12 protein-coding genes are annotated in these 16,665 nt (G+C 52.4%); 9 read left to right on the top strand and 3 right to left on the bottom strand.

The features are described 5' to 3' along the window. Positions 1-12: 12 nt before the first annotated feature. The gene (locus tag AB8Q18_02255) at positions 13-2,448 is read right to left on the bottom strand and encodes an acyl-CoA dehydrogenase (GenBank protein XDZ51889.1); all 2,436 of its coding nucleotides are present in this window, start codon (positions 2,446-2,448) and stop codon (positions 13-15) included. Positions 2,449-2,481: 33 nt separating this feature from the next. After that, on the bottom strand, positions 2,482-3,105 hold the full coding sequence (locus tag AB8Q18_02250) for a TetR/AcrR family transcriptional regulator (GenBank protein ID XDZ51888.1): 624 nt from the start codon (positions 3,103-3,105) through the stop codon (positions 2,482-2,484). A 292-nt stretch (positions 3,106-3,397) separates the two neighbouring features. Here AB8Q18_02250 and AB8Q18_02245 point away from each other — a divergent pair, with 292 nt between their 5' ends. The 5 genes from AB8Q18_02245 to AB8Q18_02225 all read left to right on the top strand — a co-directional run bounded on the left by AB8Q18_02245 (position 3,398) and on the right by AB8Q18_02225 (position 10,370). Then, on the top strand, positions 3,398-5,593 hold the full coding sequence (locus AB8Q18_02245) for an FUSC family membrane protein (GenBank protein ID XDZ51887.1): 2,196 nt from the start codon (positions 3,398-3,400) through the stop codon (positions 5,591-5,593). Between the two features lie 101 nt (positions 5,594-5,694). Continuing rightward, on the top strand, positions 5,695-6,879 hold the full coding sequence (gene coaBC / locus AB8Q18_02240) for a bifunctional phosphopantothenoylcysteine decarboxylase/phosphopantothenate--cysteine ligase CoaBC (GenBank protein ID XDZ51886.1): 1,185 nt from the start codon (positions 5,695-5,697) through the stop codon (positions 6,877-6,879). Positions 6,880-6,905: 26 nt separating this feature from the next. After that, positions 6,906-7,361 carry a dUTP diphosphatase gene (dut, locus tag AB8Q18_02235; GenBank protein XDZ51885.1) on the top strand — a complete coding sequence of 152 codons (456 nt, stop codon included), beginning with the start codon at positions 6,906-6,908 and terminating at the stop codon, positions 7,359-7,361. Positions 7,362-7,469: 108 nt separating this feature from the next. Further along, entirely contained in the window at positions 7,470-8,543 is a 1,074-nt protein-coding gene (gene mnmA / locus AB8Q18_02230) for a tRNA 2-thiouridine(34) synthase MnmA (GenBank protein ID XDZ51884.1), read from the top strand. Positions 8,544-8,687: 144 nt separating this feature from the next. Then, positions 8,688-10,370 carry an AMP-binding protein gene (locus AB8Q18_02225; GenBank protein XDZ51883.1) on the top strand — a complete coding sequence of 561 codons (1,683 nt, stop codon included), beginning with the start codon at positions 8,688-8,690 and terminating at the stop codon, positions 10,368-10,370. A 126-nt stretch (positions 10,371-10,496) separates the two neighbouring features. On the opposite strand, the gene AB8Q18_02220 is transcribed toward AB8Q18_02225, so the two are convergent. After that, positions 10,497-11,678 carry a benzoate/H(+) symporter BenE family transporter gene (locus tag AB8Q18_02220; protein ID XDZ51882.1) on the bottom strand — a complete coding sequence of 394 codons (1,182 nt, stop codon included), beginning with the start codon at positions 11,676-11,678 and terminating at the stop codon, positions 10,497-10,499. A 597-nt stretch (positions 11,679-12,275) separates the two neighbouring features. Between AB8Q18_02220 and AB8Q18_02215 the strand changes: the two genes are divergently transcribed. The 4 genes from AB8Q18_02215 to AB8Q18_02200 all read left to right on the top strand — a co-directional run bounded on the left by AB8Q18_02215 (position 12,276) and on the right by AB8Q18_02200 (position 16,650). Beyond that, a complete protein-coding gene (locus AB8Q18_02215) occupies positions 12,276-13,403 on the top strand; it encodes an ABC transporter ATP-binding protein (protein XDZ51881.1) in 1,128 nt (375 codons plus the stop codon). A 12-nt stretch (positions 13,404-13,415) separates the two neighbouring features. After that, positions 13,416-14,396, top strand: coding sequence for an ABC transporter permease subunit (locus AB8Q18_02210; GenBank protein ID XDZ51880.1), 981 nt, complete (start codon positions 13,416-13,418; stop codon positions 14,394-14,396). Beyond that, on the top strand, positions 14,386-15,276 hold the full coding sequence (locus AB8Q18_02205) for an ABC transporter permease subunit (GenBank protein XDZ51879.1): 891 nt from the start codon (positions 14,386-14,388) through the stop codon (positions 15,274-15,276). The genes AB8Q18_02210 and AB8Q18_02205 overlap by 11 nt, the downstream gene beginning before the upstream one ends. Before the next feature lie 72 nt (positions 15,277-15,348). After that, on the top strand, positions 15,349-16,650 hold the full coding sequence (locus AB8Q18_02200) for an NAD(P)/FAD-dependent oxidoreductase (protein XDZ51878.1): 1,302 nt from the start codon (positions 15,349-15,351) through the stop codon (positions 16,648-16,650). The last annotated feature ends 15 nt before the right edge of the window (positions 16,651-16,665 follow it).

The following is a 16,665-nucleotide window of genomic DNA, read 5'->3' as shown; positions in this document are numbered from 1 at the left end:
TTGGATTAACCCTTAGAAAATATGCCGTTGCAACAGCTGCTCATCATGTTGGTCTAAGGCCATATCAAAATCGTCTACCATGATAACGTCACGTTTCAACTGACGCGCTCTCACCACAATAGCATGCTCTTCTGCGGTTAAAATGCCTTTTTCCAACGCCTCGGCCAACTGCGTTGCCGGAGACAGCGCAGCAAAGTCACCTGAACGAACCAATTTGCGCAGTTTTTTCTCGGCTGGCTCTGCCTCAATCACAGCACGGTGAGCATAAGCTAGTACACCAACAGGATCTTGCTCGTCTTTGGGGACAAACATATTTTTCGTCAAACGTTGCAATACTTCGCCGTTTTCCATCATGCTGCGGGCTACTTTAGTGCCAATGACGTCTTTAGGCTGTTTCAAACGTAGGCCTAAAGGCAAGACGAATAGGCGCAATAGCCAGGCCACCGGACGGCTCGGTAGGTTTTTCAACACGCCATCCATCGCCGCTTGGGCTTCAAACAAGGCTTGCTCGACGCTGTACTGCAATAGAGGTAAATCTTCAGTCAAAGCGCCTTCAGACTCGTAGCGTTTCAACGATGCCGTGGCAATGTATAGATTAGACAAAATATCGCCAAGACGGGCCGACAGCTTCTCGCGGAATTTCAACGACCCGCCCATGCTGAACATGCTCATGTCGGCCATTAAAGCAAAGTTGGCAGACAGACGATTCACCTGACGGTAGTACTTAGCAGTCACACCAGAGCGTGGTGCCTTCACTAAGCGGCCACCGGTTAAGCTCAACCATAGGCTGCGCACAAAGTTGGTGATCACAAAATGCATGTGGCCGGAGAAGGCTTCATCAAACTGACCCAAATCATTGGTTTCGGTCGATTGAATTTCTTTTAACACATAGGGATGACAGCGGATGGCGCCTTGACCAAAGATCATCAAACTACGGGTCAGAATATTCGCGCCTTCTACGGTAATCGCAATCGGCACGGCTTGATAAGCGTTGCCTAAGTAGTTGCGTGGTCCCAACACCACGGTACGACCACCGTGAATGTCCATGCCATCATTAATCACTTTACGCATGCGTTCAGTATTGTGGTATTTCAAAATTGCTGAAATCACGCTGGGTTTTTCACCCTGATCCAAAGCCGACAAAGCTAAGTCTTGTGAGGCTTCCATTTGATAAGTATTGGCACCAATGCGTGCCAAAGCCTCATCTACGGCTTCAAACTTACCAATAGGCAAACCGAATTGATCACGGATGCGGGCGTACAAGGCGGTCACGTATGCCGTCATCTTGCCGCTGGCCACAGACATCCCTGGTAGTGAAATACAGCGACCTACGGTCAAGCATTCCACCAGCATTTGCCAACCGCGGCCGGCGTACTCTACCCCACCGATGATCCAATCCAGCGGAATGAACACGTCTTTACCCCAGGTTGGGCCGTTCATGAACACGCTGCCAGAAGGGAAATGACGGCGACCGGTTTCAACGCCTTCATAATTAGTCGGCACGAGGGCACAGGTAATGCCAATATCTCGGCCTTTACCCAATAGATTGTCAGGGTCGTACATCTTGAAGGCTAGGCCTAAAACGGTGGCGATTGGCGCCAAGGTAATCCAACGTTTTTCCCAAGACACGCGTACGCCCAAAACGTCTTCATGGTGCTCACCGGTCAATGGATCGGTGTAGCTGCCGCGGCACACGGTACCGAAGTCAGGAATGGCGCCAGCGTCTGAGCCAGCATGCGGACTGGTCAAGGCAAAACAGGGCACGTCCACACCTTTGGCCAAACGTGGTAAATAGTAATCTTTTTGCGCTTCAGTACCATAATGCTGTAGCAATTCGCCGGGACCTAAAGAGTTAGGCACCATCACGGTCACAGAAGCACTGCCCGAACGGGTGGCGATTTTGCCTACCACTTTGGCGTGGGCGTAGTTAGAAAACTCTAGGCCGCCGTATTTTTTCTTGATGATCATGCCCAAGAAGCCATGATCTTTAATGAACTGCCACACTTCTGGCGGCAAATCTTTTTTGTGGTGAACGATTTCCCAATCGTTCAACATCTGACACAGGGTTTCGGTTGGGCCATCCAAGAAGGCCTGCTCTTCTGCGGTCAGCTTGGCGCTGGGAAAGTTTAATAAAGTATTGAAGTTAGGCTTACCTGAAAACAGCTCACCGTCCCACCACACGCTGCCTGCGTTGATGGCTTCTTTTTCAGTGTCTGACATCGGTGGCGTCACCTTTTTAAAGATGCCGAACACTGGGCCGGTGAACACCAAGCGCCGAACCACGGGAATACAGCACACGATGCCGATGACCAAGGCCACGACAAAGGCCCAAATAGGCGCTTGACCAACGGCCAAAGCCACCAGCGCTAACGCCAAGAACAGCCAGGCCCTAGCGCGAAAATAAGCAGCGCCCAATAAGGCCACTACCAATAGTCCAATGCTCAACATAACTTCTCCTTTTATTCTTTACCTGTCTTTTGTTTAAGCAGGGGCTTTTAGCCCCGCCACCACAAACGGCACCACGAACTGAGCCACCTGTGACGGTACTTTGGCATTGACCCACTCTCTATGGGTCAAAGCTTTAAGCACATCATTCCCCGCAAACGCATTAAATAATGTACTGAGTGACAAATGCATTCGCCAACGCACGATTGGCAAAGGCAAATTGGGTAATGCACGGCTAAATGCCGCTAAAAACCGGCCCACATAATCTTCATACTCATGCGCCAGCGACTCTCGAAACACACGATATTCGTCCAACATCAAACGCGACAGCAGCTTCACAAACCATACCGCCTCGTCTTGCTGCGCCTCTACAAAATGCAGGCAAGACGCCACAAACGCCTGCACCAAATGTTCTGGCAACAGCATGGATTGAGCTTGCACTTCATCCAAACGCGCCAATGAATACTCCACAAAGGGCAACAAGCGTCGATTCAGCACCGCCAAAAACAAAGCTTCTTTAGAACCAAAGTGGTAATGCACGGCGGCCACGTTCACGTCTGCTTCACGGGTAATTTGTCGTAAAGACGTGCCCGTGAAACCGTGAGTGGCAAACAGTCGCTCGGCGCTGTGCATTAACTTGGTAATGGTGTGTTGATCCATTGAGACTCTGTTTTCAAAAGGCTGACGATATTTAAAACACTTGTTTGAAACATACGTTTTAATCCCCACCTTGTCAAAACCAAAAAAAGAATAATTACACTAAATATCAGCAGTCTAGTGTCGTATTTAAGCATTCAACATTCAGCCCATCTGGCCATTTGAGCGCCACCGAGCACAGAACGCCTATACACTTTAAGGCTTTCAACCTATACTTACAGCATCTCCCGTCACAGCCTTTTTCAGACCCATAGGCTGACCTTATTCTCGTTAAAGAAAGCGAAGACACTGCGCCATGCTGTCGCAAGTACACGAAGTCAGAAAGTTTTTCTACAGCCACTTTTTCTTGGCAGGCCTGCGTCAAGCCATAGGCATGTTCATTCCAGCGGTACTGCTGGGTTTATTATTCCAACGCTTTGACATTGGCATCATCGCCACCTTCGGCGCCGCCTGTACCGCCATCATTGACCAACCGGGCGGCTCAGCCCGACGCTCACGCCGAAACGAAATGCTGTGGGGCTCTATTCTGGCCTGTCTGTCCTACACCTTAACCGGCCTCGCGGCGCCCTATACTGGGCTGCTGTTCGTGCTGGTGATTTCGCTCACCTTTTTGTTTTCCATGTTTTCCGTCTTCGGTAAGCGTGGCGCCTTAATCAGTGCGGCCTGCTCCTTCTTGATGATTCTGTCCATGCACACGCCGCTGCCGCCGCTGACGGTTTTGGCCCAGGGCGGCATCACCCTCTTGGGCGGCCTATTTTATCTGGCCTATAGCGATGTGCTCAGCAAGGTGTTTTGGTATCGTGAAGAGCGCCAAACCTTGGCCGACTCGCTCTTTGCCACAGCACAATACGTGCAGGCCAGAGCCGACTTATATAATGAAAAAATCCCCTTAGACGACTGCTACCGCAACCTGATCCGCCTGCAATCGACCATGATCGACAAGCATCAGGCCACGCGCAATCAAGTCATCCGCAACATGCCCAAGAACCAGCAGGCGCTAGAAAACCCGCTGCGCATCCGCATTTGGAACACCTTCATTAATATGGTGGATCTCTTGGATATTTTGGTGGCGACCCACTCTGATTACGTGGTGATTCGGCAAAAGCTGGCCGGCAGCGACATCATGATCTTCATGCACGACACGCTGGCCAAGCTATCGATGGAGCTAGAGCGCTCGGCGCTGGCCTTTGCCCGTGGCCGCGCAATTGAACCACGCTACAGCGTCAAGGCAGAGCTGCGCGCCATCGACTATGAGCTACAGCAATATAAGGCCAACCATTTAGATGAGCAGGATGGCGAAACCTATACGCTGCTGTTGCAGCTATCACGCCGCTTAAAAAATACCCATCAATGCGTGCAGGACATTTTTACCAACATCAACGCTGGGCCAAACGCCGCACCGATCAAAGCCGTGCGCCGCCCGCGCTATTTGTCCCAATTTCTATCTCGTAACGAAACCCGCTTAGGCCTACTCACCAGTAACCTCACGCTAAAATCGCCCACCTTTCGCTACGCCGTCCGCGTCAGCATTGCGGCTTTTTGCGCTATGTCTTTGGCCTATTTCATTCTGCCCGAAGCCTTTGTCTCACACGCCTATTGGATTTTGATGACGTGTTTATTGATCATGAAGCCTGGCTACGCCATCACCAAACAGCGCAATCGCTGGCGCCTAATCGGCACCCTCATCGGCTGTTTTGTAACCGTGGCGCTGATTAAGCTCAATTTCAGCCTCGGTGTTTATTTTGGCATCATGTTTTTGTGCATGGTTTTGGCCAATGGCCTACTGTTGCTGCACTACACCGCCAGCACGATGTTCATCTCAATTTTTGTGCTGCTGGCCTTCCATTTCCTGCGCGAAGGCCAAATGCTGCTGATCGGCGAACGCGCCCTCGACACCTTAATCGGTTCGGTCATCGCCTATGCCTGTAGCTACATTCTGCCGGTGTGGGAACGCCAAGTTTTACCAGGCCTCGCCAAAATATCGGCTCAGGCCACCAAGCAATATTTAGACAGCTGCATCGCCTATCTGGCGCGCGTACATCAGAACTACCCCACCCCTGAAGCGCAACAAAGCGCGGTTGAAGAAGCCCGCGTCGCGGTACGCCTGAGCCGCAACACCTTGCACATTGCATTTAGCAATTACGCTGAAGCGTTTTACCGCATGATGATCGAACCACGCTCGCAGCAGCAGCTATTGCCTGAATTCAATCATTTAATGGTGCAAAACCATATTTTGGCGTCTCAAATCGCCGCCTGCACGGCAACGCTGGCCAGCCTCGACAGCACGCCACCAAACGTGGCGCTGTGCTTGAAAAGAACCCAGCTTTTACTCGAAGGCAACACAGAGGCCCTCAAAGACTATCCAACGCCCGACTATATTGAGCGGCCCATGAGTCAGGCCATTAAGCAGATGCTGGATTCGGCCCAAGCCCTACGCGCAGCGCTGGATCAAGTGTGTGACCACAGCCCGACCCACATCAATACTCCTTAAGTGACCATTTTTGTCGCCAAATAAAGAGCTGTTATAATGTGACCATTCAACGGCTAGCCAACCGCCTGGCCCGCAACCTTACTTTCAAAAAGAGACCCACCATGGACACGAAACACATTTTGCTGGGCATTACTGGCGGGATTGCCGCCTATAAAAGCTGTGAGCTGGTTCGCCTATTGACTAAGGCGGGCCATCAGGTAACGGTAGTCATGAGTCGCGCAGCACAAGAATTCATTCACCCGAACACCTTCCAAGCCCTGACCGGCAACCCCGTTTTGGTTGACGTTTGGGACAATGCCGAAGGTAATGGCATGGCTCACATCAACCTCACCCGCGCCGCCGATGTGTTTTTGATTGCGCCCGCGAGCGCCAACACCTTGGCCAAAATCGCCCACGGCTTAGCCGACAACCTCATCACCACCTTGGCTTCAGCGCGTACCTGCCCTTTGGCCGTGGCGCCAGCCATGAACGTACAGATGTGGCAAAATCCAGCCAATTTGCGCAATATCGAGCAGCTGCGCCAAGATGGCGTGACCGTCTTCGCGCCCGAATCAGGGCTACAGGCCTGCGGTGAAATCGGCCTAGGCCGTATGCCCGAAGCCGCCACGCTGTTTGAGCTGTTGCCGCAGTTATGGACCTCACCCACGCTGGCGGGTAAGAAAGTAGTTTTGACCGCGGGCGCCACCTTTGAGCCCATCGATCCGGTTCGCGGCATCACCAATATTTCCAGCGGCAAAATGGGCATGGCCCTGGCCCGTGCCTGTCGCGACGCCGGCGCCGACGTCACCCTCATTCACGGCAAACTGGAAACCGAGCTGGCTCCTGGGCTGGCCCAAACCATTTATGCCCCCAGCGCCGACGACATGTTCCAAGCCGTGTGCGCCCAAGTACAAGATGCGCACGCCTTCATCAGCGTGGCGGCGGTCGCCGACTACAAGGTGGCCAATCGCATGGAGCAAAAGTTTAAAAAACAGGGCAATCAAAGCGTGCCCAGCATTGAATTGGCCGAAAACCCAGACATTTTGGCCTTTGTGGCCAAACTACCGAATCCACCCTTTTGCGTGGGCTTTGCGGCAGAAAGCGAAAACCTCCTGCCTCATGCCCGCGCCAAGCGTGCCAAAAAAGGCGTACCGCTCTTAGTGGCCAACCTCGTCGGTCAAGCCATGGGCACCGACCACAATCAGGTTTGGCTGCTAGACGATCAGGCCGAAACCGAGCTGCCCCTCATGAGTAAAGCAGACACGGCCACCGCCATTATTGCGCGCCTCAGCGCCCTCCTACCCTAAAACACCCATCAGCCATAGGACTTTCCATGACGCAACCCGTTATCGACTTAAAAATCATCCACCCTGCCATGGCAGACAAAATCCCCGCCTACGCCACCCCAGGCTCAGCAGGCCTAGATTTACACGCCTGCATCGACGCGGCCATCACCCTAAACCCGGGTGACAGCAGCCTGATCCCGACTGGCTTGTCTATTCACTTGGCCGACCCTAATCTTGCCGCCATGGTTTTGCCCCGTTCTGGTCTAGGCCACAAGCACGGCATCGTTTTGGGCAACTTAGTGGGCTTAATCGACTCTGACTATCAAGGCGAACTGAAAGTATCGCTGTGGAACCGTGGCGACACTCCTTTTGTGGTAGAGCCGTTCGAACGCATTGCCCAAATGATGATTGTGCCGGTGGTACAGGCCGCATTCCAAGTGGTCTCTGAGTTCCCACAAAGCCAGCGCGGCGAAGGCGGCTTTGGCAGTACCGGCACCAAATAAGCATGACTATTGGTTAATCACTCTAATTTGCTTGTTGGGTTTTTATGTGATTGTGGCAAAATAAACATTTGCTTGTCGCAGAACCAACAAGCATCCCTAAAGACAGAAATGAACGCTAAAGAAAAAATTGTGGTGGGCCTGTCCGGTGGCGTGGATTCATCCGTGACCGCAGCCCTACTCAAAAAACAAGGATACGACGTCACCGGCGTCTTCATGCAAAACTGGGAAGACGACAACAACGATGAATATTGCTCTATCAAGCAAGATTCACTCGACGCTGTGTCTGTGGCCGACGTCTTAGACATCGACATTGAGATCGTCAATTTCGCCGCCGAATACAAAGACAACGTGTTTGCCTACTTCTTAAAAGAATATCAGGCTGGCCGTACGCCGAATCCCGACGTGTTGTGTAATGCAGAAATTAAGTTTAAATGCTTTTTAGAATACGCCCTAACGCTTGGGGCCAACACCATTGCCACTGGCCACTATGCCCGTAAAGAAGTGCGCGATGGCGTGCATTACCTATTAAAAGGTTTAGACAATAACAAGGATCAAAGCTATTTCCTATATCGTCTAAACCCCTACCAGCTCAGCCATGCGATTTTTCCGCTGGGCCATTTAGAAAAACCTGAAGTCAGACGATTGGCAGCCGAAGCCGAGCTACCGACGGCGGCTAAAAAGGACAGCACCGGCATTTGCTTCATCGGTGAGCGCCCCTTTAGGGCCTTCTTACAACAGTATTTACCCACAGAAGAGGGCAAAATGGTGACGCCCGAAGGCAAAGCCGTCGGCACCCATCTTGGCCTCATGTATTACACCCTAGGTCAACGCAAAGGCCTGAACATTGGCGGACCAGGCGAACCTTGGTTTGTAGCGGATAAAAACCGTGACCGCAACGAGTTAGTGGTGGTTCAAGGCCATGACCATCCGCTCTTGTATAAACGCAGCCTGATTATGGGTGATTTAAGCTTCACTCTGCCTGAGCGCCCTAAGCCCGGCCGCTACCATGCCAAAACCCGTTACCGCATGGCGGATGCTGCTTGTGAGCTGGTATACCTCGGTGAGGATCAAGCCCAGCTGATTTTTGATGAGCCCCAGTGGGCCATGACCCCAGGCCAATCCGCCGTACTGTATGACGGCGAAGTGTGTTTGGGTGGTGGTGTGATACTATCCACAGAATGATGTTGTCCTGTAATACCGTACGCGTCAGGACGGGCGCCAGCGCCCTTTCTGACACCCATTCTAAGACATGATGACGTAAGCGCCAGCGCCCGTTCAGCCATGCTTGGTTTTCATTATAAAAAATCATAGCGCTAGGAGTACCTTATGGAGAAGATTTGGTTAAAGAGTTACCAGCAAGGGGTTAATGCAGAAGTTGATATGTCTCGCTATCAATCGATTGCCGATGTATTTGACGCCAGCGTCAAAAAATTCGCCAATCGGCCTGCCTACCACAATATGGGCAAAACCCTGACCTACCAACAGGCCAGCGAACAAGTGGATCACTTTGCCAGCTTCCTACGCCATAAGCTGAAACTCGCTAAAGGCGAACGCGTGGCCGTCATGATGCCGAACGTGTTGCAATACCCCATCGCCGTCTTTGGTATTTTAAAAGCCGAATTAGTCGTGGTGAACGTCAACCCCTTATACACACCGCGCGAATTAGAACACCAGCTAAAAGACAGCGGCGCCACCACCATCATTGTGCTGGAAAACTTTGCCAACACGCTTGAGCAGGTCTTGTCTCGTACCCCGGTTAAAAATGTAATCGTGGCCAGCATTGGTGACCTGCTAGGCTTTAAAGGCGTCATCGCTAATTTTGTGGTGCGCCACATCAAAAAAATGGTGCCCAACTACCGCATTCCCCATCTGATTAAGTTTAATGACACCCTAAACCAAGGCAAAAGCCTGCCTAAAGTGGTGCCTAGCCTAACCCACGACGACATTGCCTTCTTGCAATACACTGGCGGCACCACCGGCGTGGCCAAGGGTGCAGTGCTCACCCACGGCAATATTGTCGCCAATATGCTGCAGGTTTCCGAATGGATCGGCCGCGACATCCGCGACGGTGAAGAAGTGGTGATCACGGCCCTACCGCTTTATCACATCTTTTCGCTGACCGCCAACCTGATGACCTTCACCATGTTTGGCGGCGTCAACGTTTTAATCACCAATCCGCGCGACATGCCAGGCTTTGTGAAAGAGTTACGCCAGCACAAAGTCACCATTTTAACTGGGGTGAACACCTTATTTAACGGCCTACTCAACAACCCTGACTTTGCCAGCGTCGACTTCAGCAGCTGGCGCTTCGCCCTCGGTGGCGGCATGGCGGTACAGCGCGCCGTGGCCGAAAAATGGGTTAAGGTCACCGGCATTCCCTTAGTAGAAGCCTATGGCCTGACCGAAACCAGCCCAGCGGCCTGTATCAACCCATTAGGGTCAGGCAATAAAATCGGCTACATCGGCCTTCCTATTCCCAGCACCGTGGTGAGCATTCGCGACAACGAAGGCAAAGAAGTCGGCATTGGCGAAGCCGGTGAGCTTTGGATTCAAGGCCCTCAAGTAATGCGTGAATACTGGAACCGTCCAGAAGACACGGCTCAATCCTTAGACGCTCAGCACTTTTTAGCAACCGGTGACATTGCCTGCATTGATGCGGAAGGCTTTGTGAAGCTCGTCGATCGTAAGAAAGACATGATTGTGGTGTCGGGCTTTAACGTCTACCCCAACGAAGTCGAAGACGTGGTCGCAGCCCACCCTGACGTACTCGAAGTTGCCTGTATCGGCGTGGCTCATCCGCGCTCTGGTGAAGCCTTAAAACTCTTCATCGTGTCCAAAAATCCGGCACTCAAAGCCGAAGAGATCATCGCCTTCTGCCGTGAAAACTTAACCGCTTACAAAGTACCGAAGCTGATTGAGTTTCGCGACGAATTGCCTAAGACCAACGTGGGTAAAATTCTGCGTCGGGCGCTGCGTGACGAAGAAGACGCCAAACAGCCTCAGGCTTAATGCCAGCACCCTCACAAGCCCCAGAGTATCCTCTGGGGCTTTTTCTCGTTTCAACCCCTCCTCAACACTCCTCCCAAAGCCCAATAAAAAACCCGCCGAGGCGGGTTTTTTATTGGGCTGATGCGCTTAATCTTCGCGGCGACGACGACGCAAATAGCGGTTACCGTGAAACACCGTCAGACCCAGCAGCAGCCCCCAAAAGGCGCTACCGATGTCAAAAAATGACACGCCTGAGGCAGTCATCAATACCGTCAACACCACGGCGTCTAGGTTTTGATGATCGGCCATGGCGGTGCTTAAGTTGGCACCAATCGTGCCCAACAACGCCAAGCCTGCTAAAGCCATGATCAAAATCGGTGGCATGGTGGCGAATAGCGACACCACGCTGCCGCCTAAAAACGCCAAGACAATGTAGCCAGCACCGGCCCAAACCGCCGCCATATAGCGCTTAGACGGGTCTTTATCCACATCTGGCCCCATACAAATCGCGGCGGTGATCGCGGCCAAATTCACCATAAAGCTGCCAAACGGCGCCAGCACCAGACTCAACAAGCCTACCTTGGTAATCAAAGGAGAAGCCGGCGCATCATAGCCGTGGCTACGCAAAATGGCGATACCCGGAATGTTTTGAGTAGCCATGGTCACAATAAACAAAGGCAAACCCACGCTGATCATGGCTTGCAGATCAAAGCTAGGCATCATTAACACTGGTAGGCTCAAACCCCAATCAATATTACTGGGCTTAAAGAGGCCCATCACCGACACATAAATCAAGCCAGTGGCCATCATCAAAATAATGCTGTAGCGCGGCAGCCGAATTTTACTCAGCAAAAACACCACCAGCATCAGGCACACCATAATCGCCTGCTCTTGCATGGCCAAAAAGATGTCGGTACCAAACTTCAGCAACACACCGCTGAGCATGGCCGCGGCCAAACTAGAAGGAATGTTTTTGGTCACCCAGTCAAAGAGGCCCGTTACCCCAAACAGCACCATCAGCCCAGCGGCAAACATAAACGCCCCAATGGCTGCCGACATCGACACGCCCGACACACTGGCGAAAATCAATGCCGCGCCGGGCGTCGACCAGGCCAGCAAAATCGGCGCCTTATACTTTAAAGAAAGCGCAATGCTGCCGACCCCACAGGCAATCGCCAAAGCCCAAAACCACGAGGCCAACTCGGCATTGCTGGGGTTAAACACGGTGGCTGCTTGATACACCACCACGGCTGAACTGCCGTAACCAACCAATAAGGCCACCAAAGCGGATGTGATGTGTGCCACTGAAATTGGCAAACGCTGTCCCATACTGTCTCCTGAATTTGACTGCTGTCGTTATTATGATGGGCTTGTGCCTAGGGCGGCACCCGAGCCGGCAGACAGTGTAACACGATTATTTTGGGATTTTGTCGCTTTTATGGCGCACTTTCAGCACCGAGATGGCGTATTCAGAGCCATACTCCGCTCAAATTTGAGCAGCAAAAAAAAGCGTTCGTCACCTAAATGAAACACAATTATGCCATGACGAATCGATTTTAAACCAAGCTACAGCTAAGCAAACACCCAAACGACTTAAACCCGTACACGCCCCAAGCCCTTGTTTTATGGCTTTCTGACATGACAGAAGGTAAATAAGCCGACAAAGCCCTCCTTTTTTAAGAGGGGGTATGTTAAGGTAATCAACACCTAAACGGCCATAGGACGTCGTTTAAGCCAGAATCCAGAACTTAATGATTGGGCGATGATTTTCATTGCGAGCCTAGGTGTGTTCGCATACAATCGCCCCTTGCATTTTTATATGCACCGGTTGAGCGGTCGTATTAACTTACCTTAAAAAGAAGCCACCCCACTCAGAATAGATAATTAGCTTGTTTTAACAAGCACCCTTTATGGAGTTTGCCCACCATGACCCAACAGGTAAATAAAGCAAATAGCAACACGTCTTACTTGCAAATTCAAGGGATCGTCAAGCAATTTGGCGATAATTATGCCGTCGATCACATAGACCTGAACATTGAAAAAAATGAAATTTTTGCCCTTTTGGGCAGTTCTGGCTGTGGCAAATCGACCTTGTTGCGCATGCTCGCTGGCATGGAAACCCCTACCGCCGGCAAAATCATTTTAGATGGGCAAGACATCACCAAATTGGCGCCTTATGATCGCCCAATCAACATGATGTTTCAAAGCTATGCCTTATTCCCGCACATGACGGTGGAACAAAACGTGGCCTTTGGCCTGATTCAAGATAAGTTAAGCAAAGCCGACATCAACGCCCGCGTTGAAGAAATGTTGAAGCTGGTGCAAATGTCTAAGTTTGCCAAGCGTAAGCCACACCAACTCTCTGGTGGTCAGCAGCAGCGCGTGGCCCTCGCCCGCAGCCTGGCCAAACGCCCAAAACTCCTGCTTTTAGACGAGCCGCTGGGCGCCCTAGACAAAAAACTGCGCCAGCAAACCCAGTTTGAACTGGTGAACACCTTAGAAAAAGTAGGCGTGACCTGCATCATGGTCACCCACGACCAAGAAGAGGCCATGACCATGGCCACTCGTATTGCGATCATGTCAGAAGGCCAGTTGATGCAAGTGGGCACGCCCAACGAGATCTACGACTTTCCTTCTAGCCGCTTTACCGCAGAGTTCATCGGCGAAACCAATATTATTTCTGGCGAGATTGTATTGGAAGAAGCCGATAGAGTGGAAATCAAAAGCCCCGACTTCGACAGCCTCATCATGCTGCCACACGGCCTTAGCGGCGCGGTCGGCCAAGAGCGCTGGGTCAGCGTGCGCCCTGAAGACGTGCGTCTGGAAAAAGAGCCGCCGCAAGACACCCGCTATAACTATGCCCAAGGCGTGGTGAAAGAGATCGCCTATTTAGGCAGCTCGGCCATTTACCACGTTCAGCTACCGAACGGGCGCATCATCAAAAGCTCGGTGGTGTCGTCGCGCTGGTATTTACTCGACGAAACCCCACCCACTTGGGAAGAAACCGTACACATCAGCTGGCGCGCCAGCTTACCCATTGTGTTGACTCAATAAGGGGTGGCATTGATGAAACTAGCCAAATGGAAACCTAAAAAACTGCACCTAGGGCGTGGCATGGTCTACGGCATTCCCTACGTGTGGCTGTTGCTGCTGTTTTTGGTGCCGTTCGCCATCGTGCTCAAGATCAGCTTTGCTGATCAAGAGCTGAACATCCCACCGTATACGCCGCTGTTCGTCAACGACGCCGACATCGGGAGCCTAGCGATCTCGCTGAATTACTATAATTATGTGGATATTTTCACCGATTTTTGGCAAACCTTGGCGCGCATCGTCAATCCGTTTGCTGAAAATGGCGGCGGCAACATCTATCTATTAACCTATTGGTCGTCGATTAAAATCGCCTTCCTCACCACTGTATGGTGCTTTTTATTGGGCTACCCGATGGCTTACGCCATCACCCGCGCCAAAGCAGAATACCGTAATGGCTTGTTATTATTGGTGATGTTGCCCTTCTGGACCTCGTTTTTATTGCGGGTATACGCTTGGATGGGCCTATTGGGCCAAAATGGCTTGGTCAACAATGCTTTAATGAGCATTGGCCTCATCGACCAGCCACTACAGCTGTTCTACAACTCATTCTCACTCCAGCTGGTGATGGTGTACGCCTATCTGCCGTTTATGATTTTGCCGATTTACGCCCAGCTATTAAAAATGGATCACCGCCTCTTGGAAGCCGCTAGCGACCTAGGTGCCGGCCCGATCAAGGCCTTTATGACCATTACCCTACCCTTATCTAAGGTTGGCATCATTGCTGGCTCGATGATGGTGTTTATTCCTTCTGTGGGCGAATACGTGATCCCTGAACTGGTGGGTGGTCCGAGTGAATTGATGATTGGTAAAGTGTTGTGGCAGGCCTTCTTTGACCAAAACAACTGGCCGTTGGCATCTGCCATCGCCGTCATCATGGTCATTTTGCTGGTGATTCCCATGGCCCTATTCCATCGTTATGAAACCCGTGAGTTAGAAGGGAAGCGCAATGAACAATAATCGCTCATCCTGGTTTTTAAGAGTCATGCTGATTCTTGGCCTGCTGTTTTTATACATTCCCCTGATCAGCTTGGTGATCTACTCCTTTAATAGCTCCCAGCTGGTGACGGTTTGGGGCGGGTTCTCCACTAGCTGGTATGGCCGCCTGGCCAACAACAGCCAGATTTTGGAAGCGGCGTGGCTGTCGATTAAGCTGGCTCTGGCGTCTGCTTTTGCCGCGGTGATTTTGGGCACGCTATCGGGCTTTGCTTTAGCGCGCATCAAGCGCTTTAAAGGCAGTACTCTGTTTGCCGGCATGGTGTCGGCACCGATGGTGATGCCCGACGTGATCACCGGCCTGTCGATGCTGCTGCTCATCATTCAAGTACAGATGTTTTTACAAAACAGCGAACTCTTGAACTTCATGTATTTTGACCGTGGCTTTTTCACCATTTGGCTCGGCCACACCACGCTGTGCTTGGCTTACGTAACGGTGGTGATTCGCTCACGTCTAATGGAGCTAGATCAGTCGCTAGAAGACGCCGCCATGGATTTAGGCGCGCGGCCGCTGAAAATCTTCTTTGTGATCACCCTACCCTTGATTGCGCCCGCGATTGCGTCAGGTTTTTTATTGGCCATCACCCTATCCTTAGATGACTTGGTGATTACCTCATTCCTGTCCGGCCCGGGTTCATCCACCCTACCGCAGGTGATTTTCTCCAAGATCAAGCTGGGGCTAGACCCACAGATGAACGCTTTGGCCACCATCATGATTGGCGTGATCGGCACTTGCGTGATTTTACTGAATTACTTTATGATGAAAAATCACGTGAAGCGGGATCGTGAAGCCGCCCAAGCCATGAAACAGGCCAGCGCCGCCGAGGCCGCCTTAAAGCCTTAAAGTGGCTAGCCTCAATCAGCGAGCCACCCGGCTCGCTTTTTTATGCCCTGATTTTGCTCTGAAAGGATTGTCATGCTGTCGTTCGCCTACCAGAACCATCCGGGTTCTTTTTACGCTAATAGCCGTACCGAAGCCCACTTCTACCCCAGCTTCAGCGGCCATCAGCACGCCGACGTATGCGTCATCGGCGGCGGCTTTACCGGCATCAGCACAGCGCTGAATTTAGCCAAAGCCGGTAAGAATGTCATTTTGCTCGAAGGTGCCCACATTGGCTTTGGTGCTTCTGGGCGCAACGGCGGCCAAGTCATCAGCGGCTATGCCTGTGAACTGGATGAGTTTGAACGCCAGCTCGGCGCCAGCGCGGCACAAGACTTTTGGGACATGTCTTTAGAGGCCGTCGACATCGTGGACGCCCACGTGCGTGACTACGCCATCGACTGCGACTGGACCCGCGGCTACGCCACCGTCGCGGTCAAGCCACAACAGCAGCAGGCACTGCAGGCTCACGTCGCCAAAATGCGGCAGCAATACGGCTATGATGGCTACCAAATTTGGGACAAACATCAGCTACAGCAGCATTTAAACTCTGGCCGCTATCAGGGCGGCATTTACGACACCACCTCTGGCCACCTACATCCGCTGAACTATTGCCTCGGCCTCGCCCGTGCCGCCAGCAGCCACGGCGCTGTGCTGTTCGAAAACAGCCCCGTCATCGATGTGTATGCTCAAGACGATGGCGCCATCGTGCGCACGCCTCACGGCCAAGTCAACGCCACCGACGTGGTGTTCGCCAGCAATGCCTTTGTGTCCCAGCTCAAAACGCCACAAGCTCAGGCCTTAAGCAAGAAGATTCTGCCTGTTGGCACCTATATGATTGCCACCGAGCCTTTAGGCGACCGTGCCGCGCGACTGATCGACAATCACATGGCGGTGTGCGACAGCCAGTTTGTGCTGGATTACTACCGCCTCAGCGCCGACACCCGCCTGCTGTTCGGCGGTAAGGTCAGCTATTCTGGCCTGCCGCCGCGACAGCTGGCCCAAAGCATGCGCGCCGACATGCTCAGAGTATTTCCACAGCTGCGCAGCGTCGCCATAGACTACGCCTGGGGTGGCCACGTCGACATCACCATGAACCGCGCCCCACACTGGGGCAGGCTGGCGCCCAATGTGTATTTTGCCCAAGGCTTTTCCGGCCACGGCGTGGCCTTGACCGGGCTAGCAGGCAAAGTCATCGCCGAAGCCATCCTGGGCGATGACACTCGTCTCAAACGCTTTGAGGCCATTAAACACCGCGATTTTCCCGGCGGGCGCTGGCTGCGCATGCCCACCCAGGTCGCCGCCATGAGCTATTACCGCCTGCGCGATTGGCTTTAATGCAACAGCCTCCTG

It is taken from the genome of Neisseriaceae bacterium CLB008 (assembly GCA_041228285.1).
Lineage (GTDB): Bacteria > Pseudomonadota > Gammaproteobacteria > Burkholderiales > Neisseriaceae > JAGNPU01.
Note: the sequence above shows the minus strand (reverse complement) of the source record. Positions and strands in the feature narration are given on the sequence as shown.

What these genes read in the sequence shown, in the direction of transcription:
- AB8Q18_02255 (XDZ51889.1), bottom strand. Translation starts at nt 2,448, where the DNA reads ATGTTGAGCATTGGACTATTGGTAGTGGCCTTATTGGGCGCTGCTTAT.
- AB8Q18_02250 (XDZ51888.1), bottom strand. Translation starts at nt 3,105, where the DNA reads ATGGATCAACACACCATTACCAAGTTAATGCACAGCGCCGAGCGACTG.
- AB8Q18_02245 (XDZ51887.1), top strand. Translation starts at nt 3,398, where the DNA reads ATGCTGTCGCAAGTACACGAAGTCAGAAAGTTTTTCTACAGCCACTTT.
- coaBC (XDZ51886.1), top strand. Translation starts at nt 5,695, where the DNA reads ATGGACACGAAACACATTTTGCTGGGCATTACTGGCGGGATTGCCGCC.
- dut (XDZ51885.1), top strand. Translation starts at nt 6,906, where the DNA reads ATGACGCAACCCGTTATCGACTTAAAAATCATCCACCCTGCCATGGCA.
- mnmA (XDZ51884.1), top strand. Translation starts at nt 7,470, where the DNA reads ATGAACGCTAAAGAAAAAATTGTGGTGGGCCTGTCCGGTGGCGTGGAT.
- AB8Q18_02225 (XDZ51883.1), top strand. Translation starts at nt 8,688, where the DNA reads ATGGAGAAGATTTGGTTAAAGAGTTACCAGCAAGGGGTTAATGCAGAA.
- AB8Q18_02220 (XDZ51882.1), bottom strand. Translation starts at nt 11,678, where the DNA reads ATGGGACAGCGTTTGCCAATTTCAGTGGCACACATCACATCCGCTTTG.
- AB8Q18_02215 (XDZ51881.1), top strand. Translation starts at nt 12,276, where the DNA reads ATGACCCAACAGGTAAATAAAGCAAATAGCAACACGTCTTACTTGCAA.
- AB8Q18_02210 (XDZ51880.1), top strand. Translation starts at nt 13,416, where the DNA reads ATGAAACTAGCCAAATGGAAACCTAAAAAACTGCACCTAGGGCGTGGC.
- AB8Q18_02205 (XDZ51879.1), top strand. Translation starts at nt 14,386, where the DNA reads ATGAACAATAATCGCTCATCCTGGTTTTTAAGAGTCATGCTGATTCTT.
- AB8Q18_02200 (XDZ51878.1), top strand. Translation starts at nt 15,349, where the DNA reads ATGCTGTCGTTCGCCTACCAGAACCATCCGGGTTCTTTTTACGCTAAT.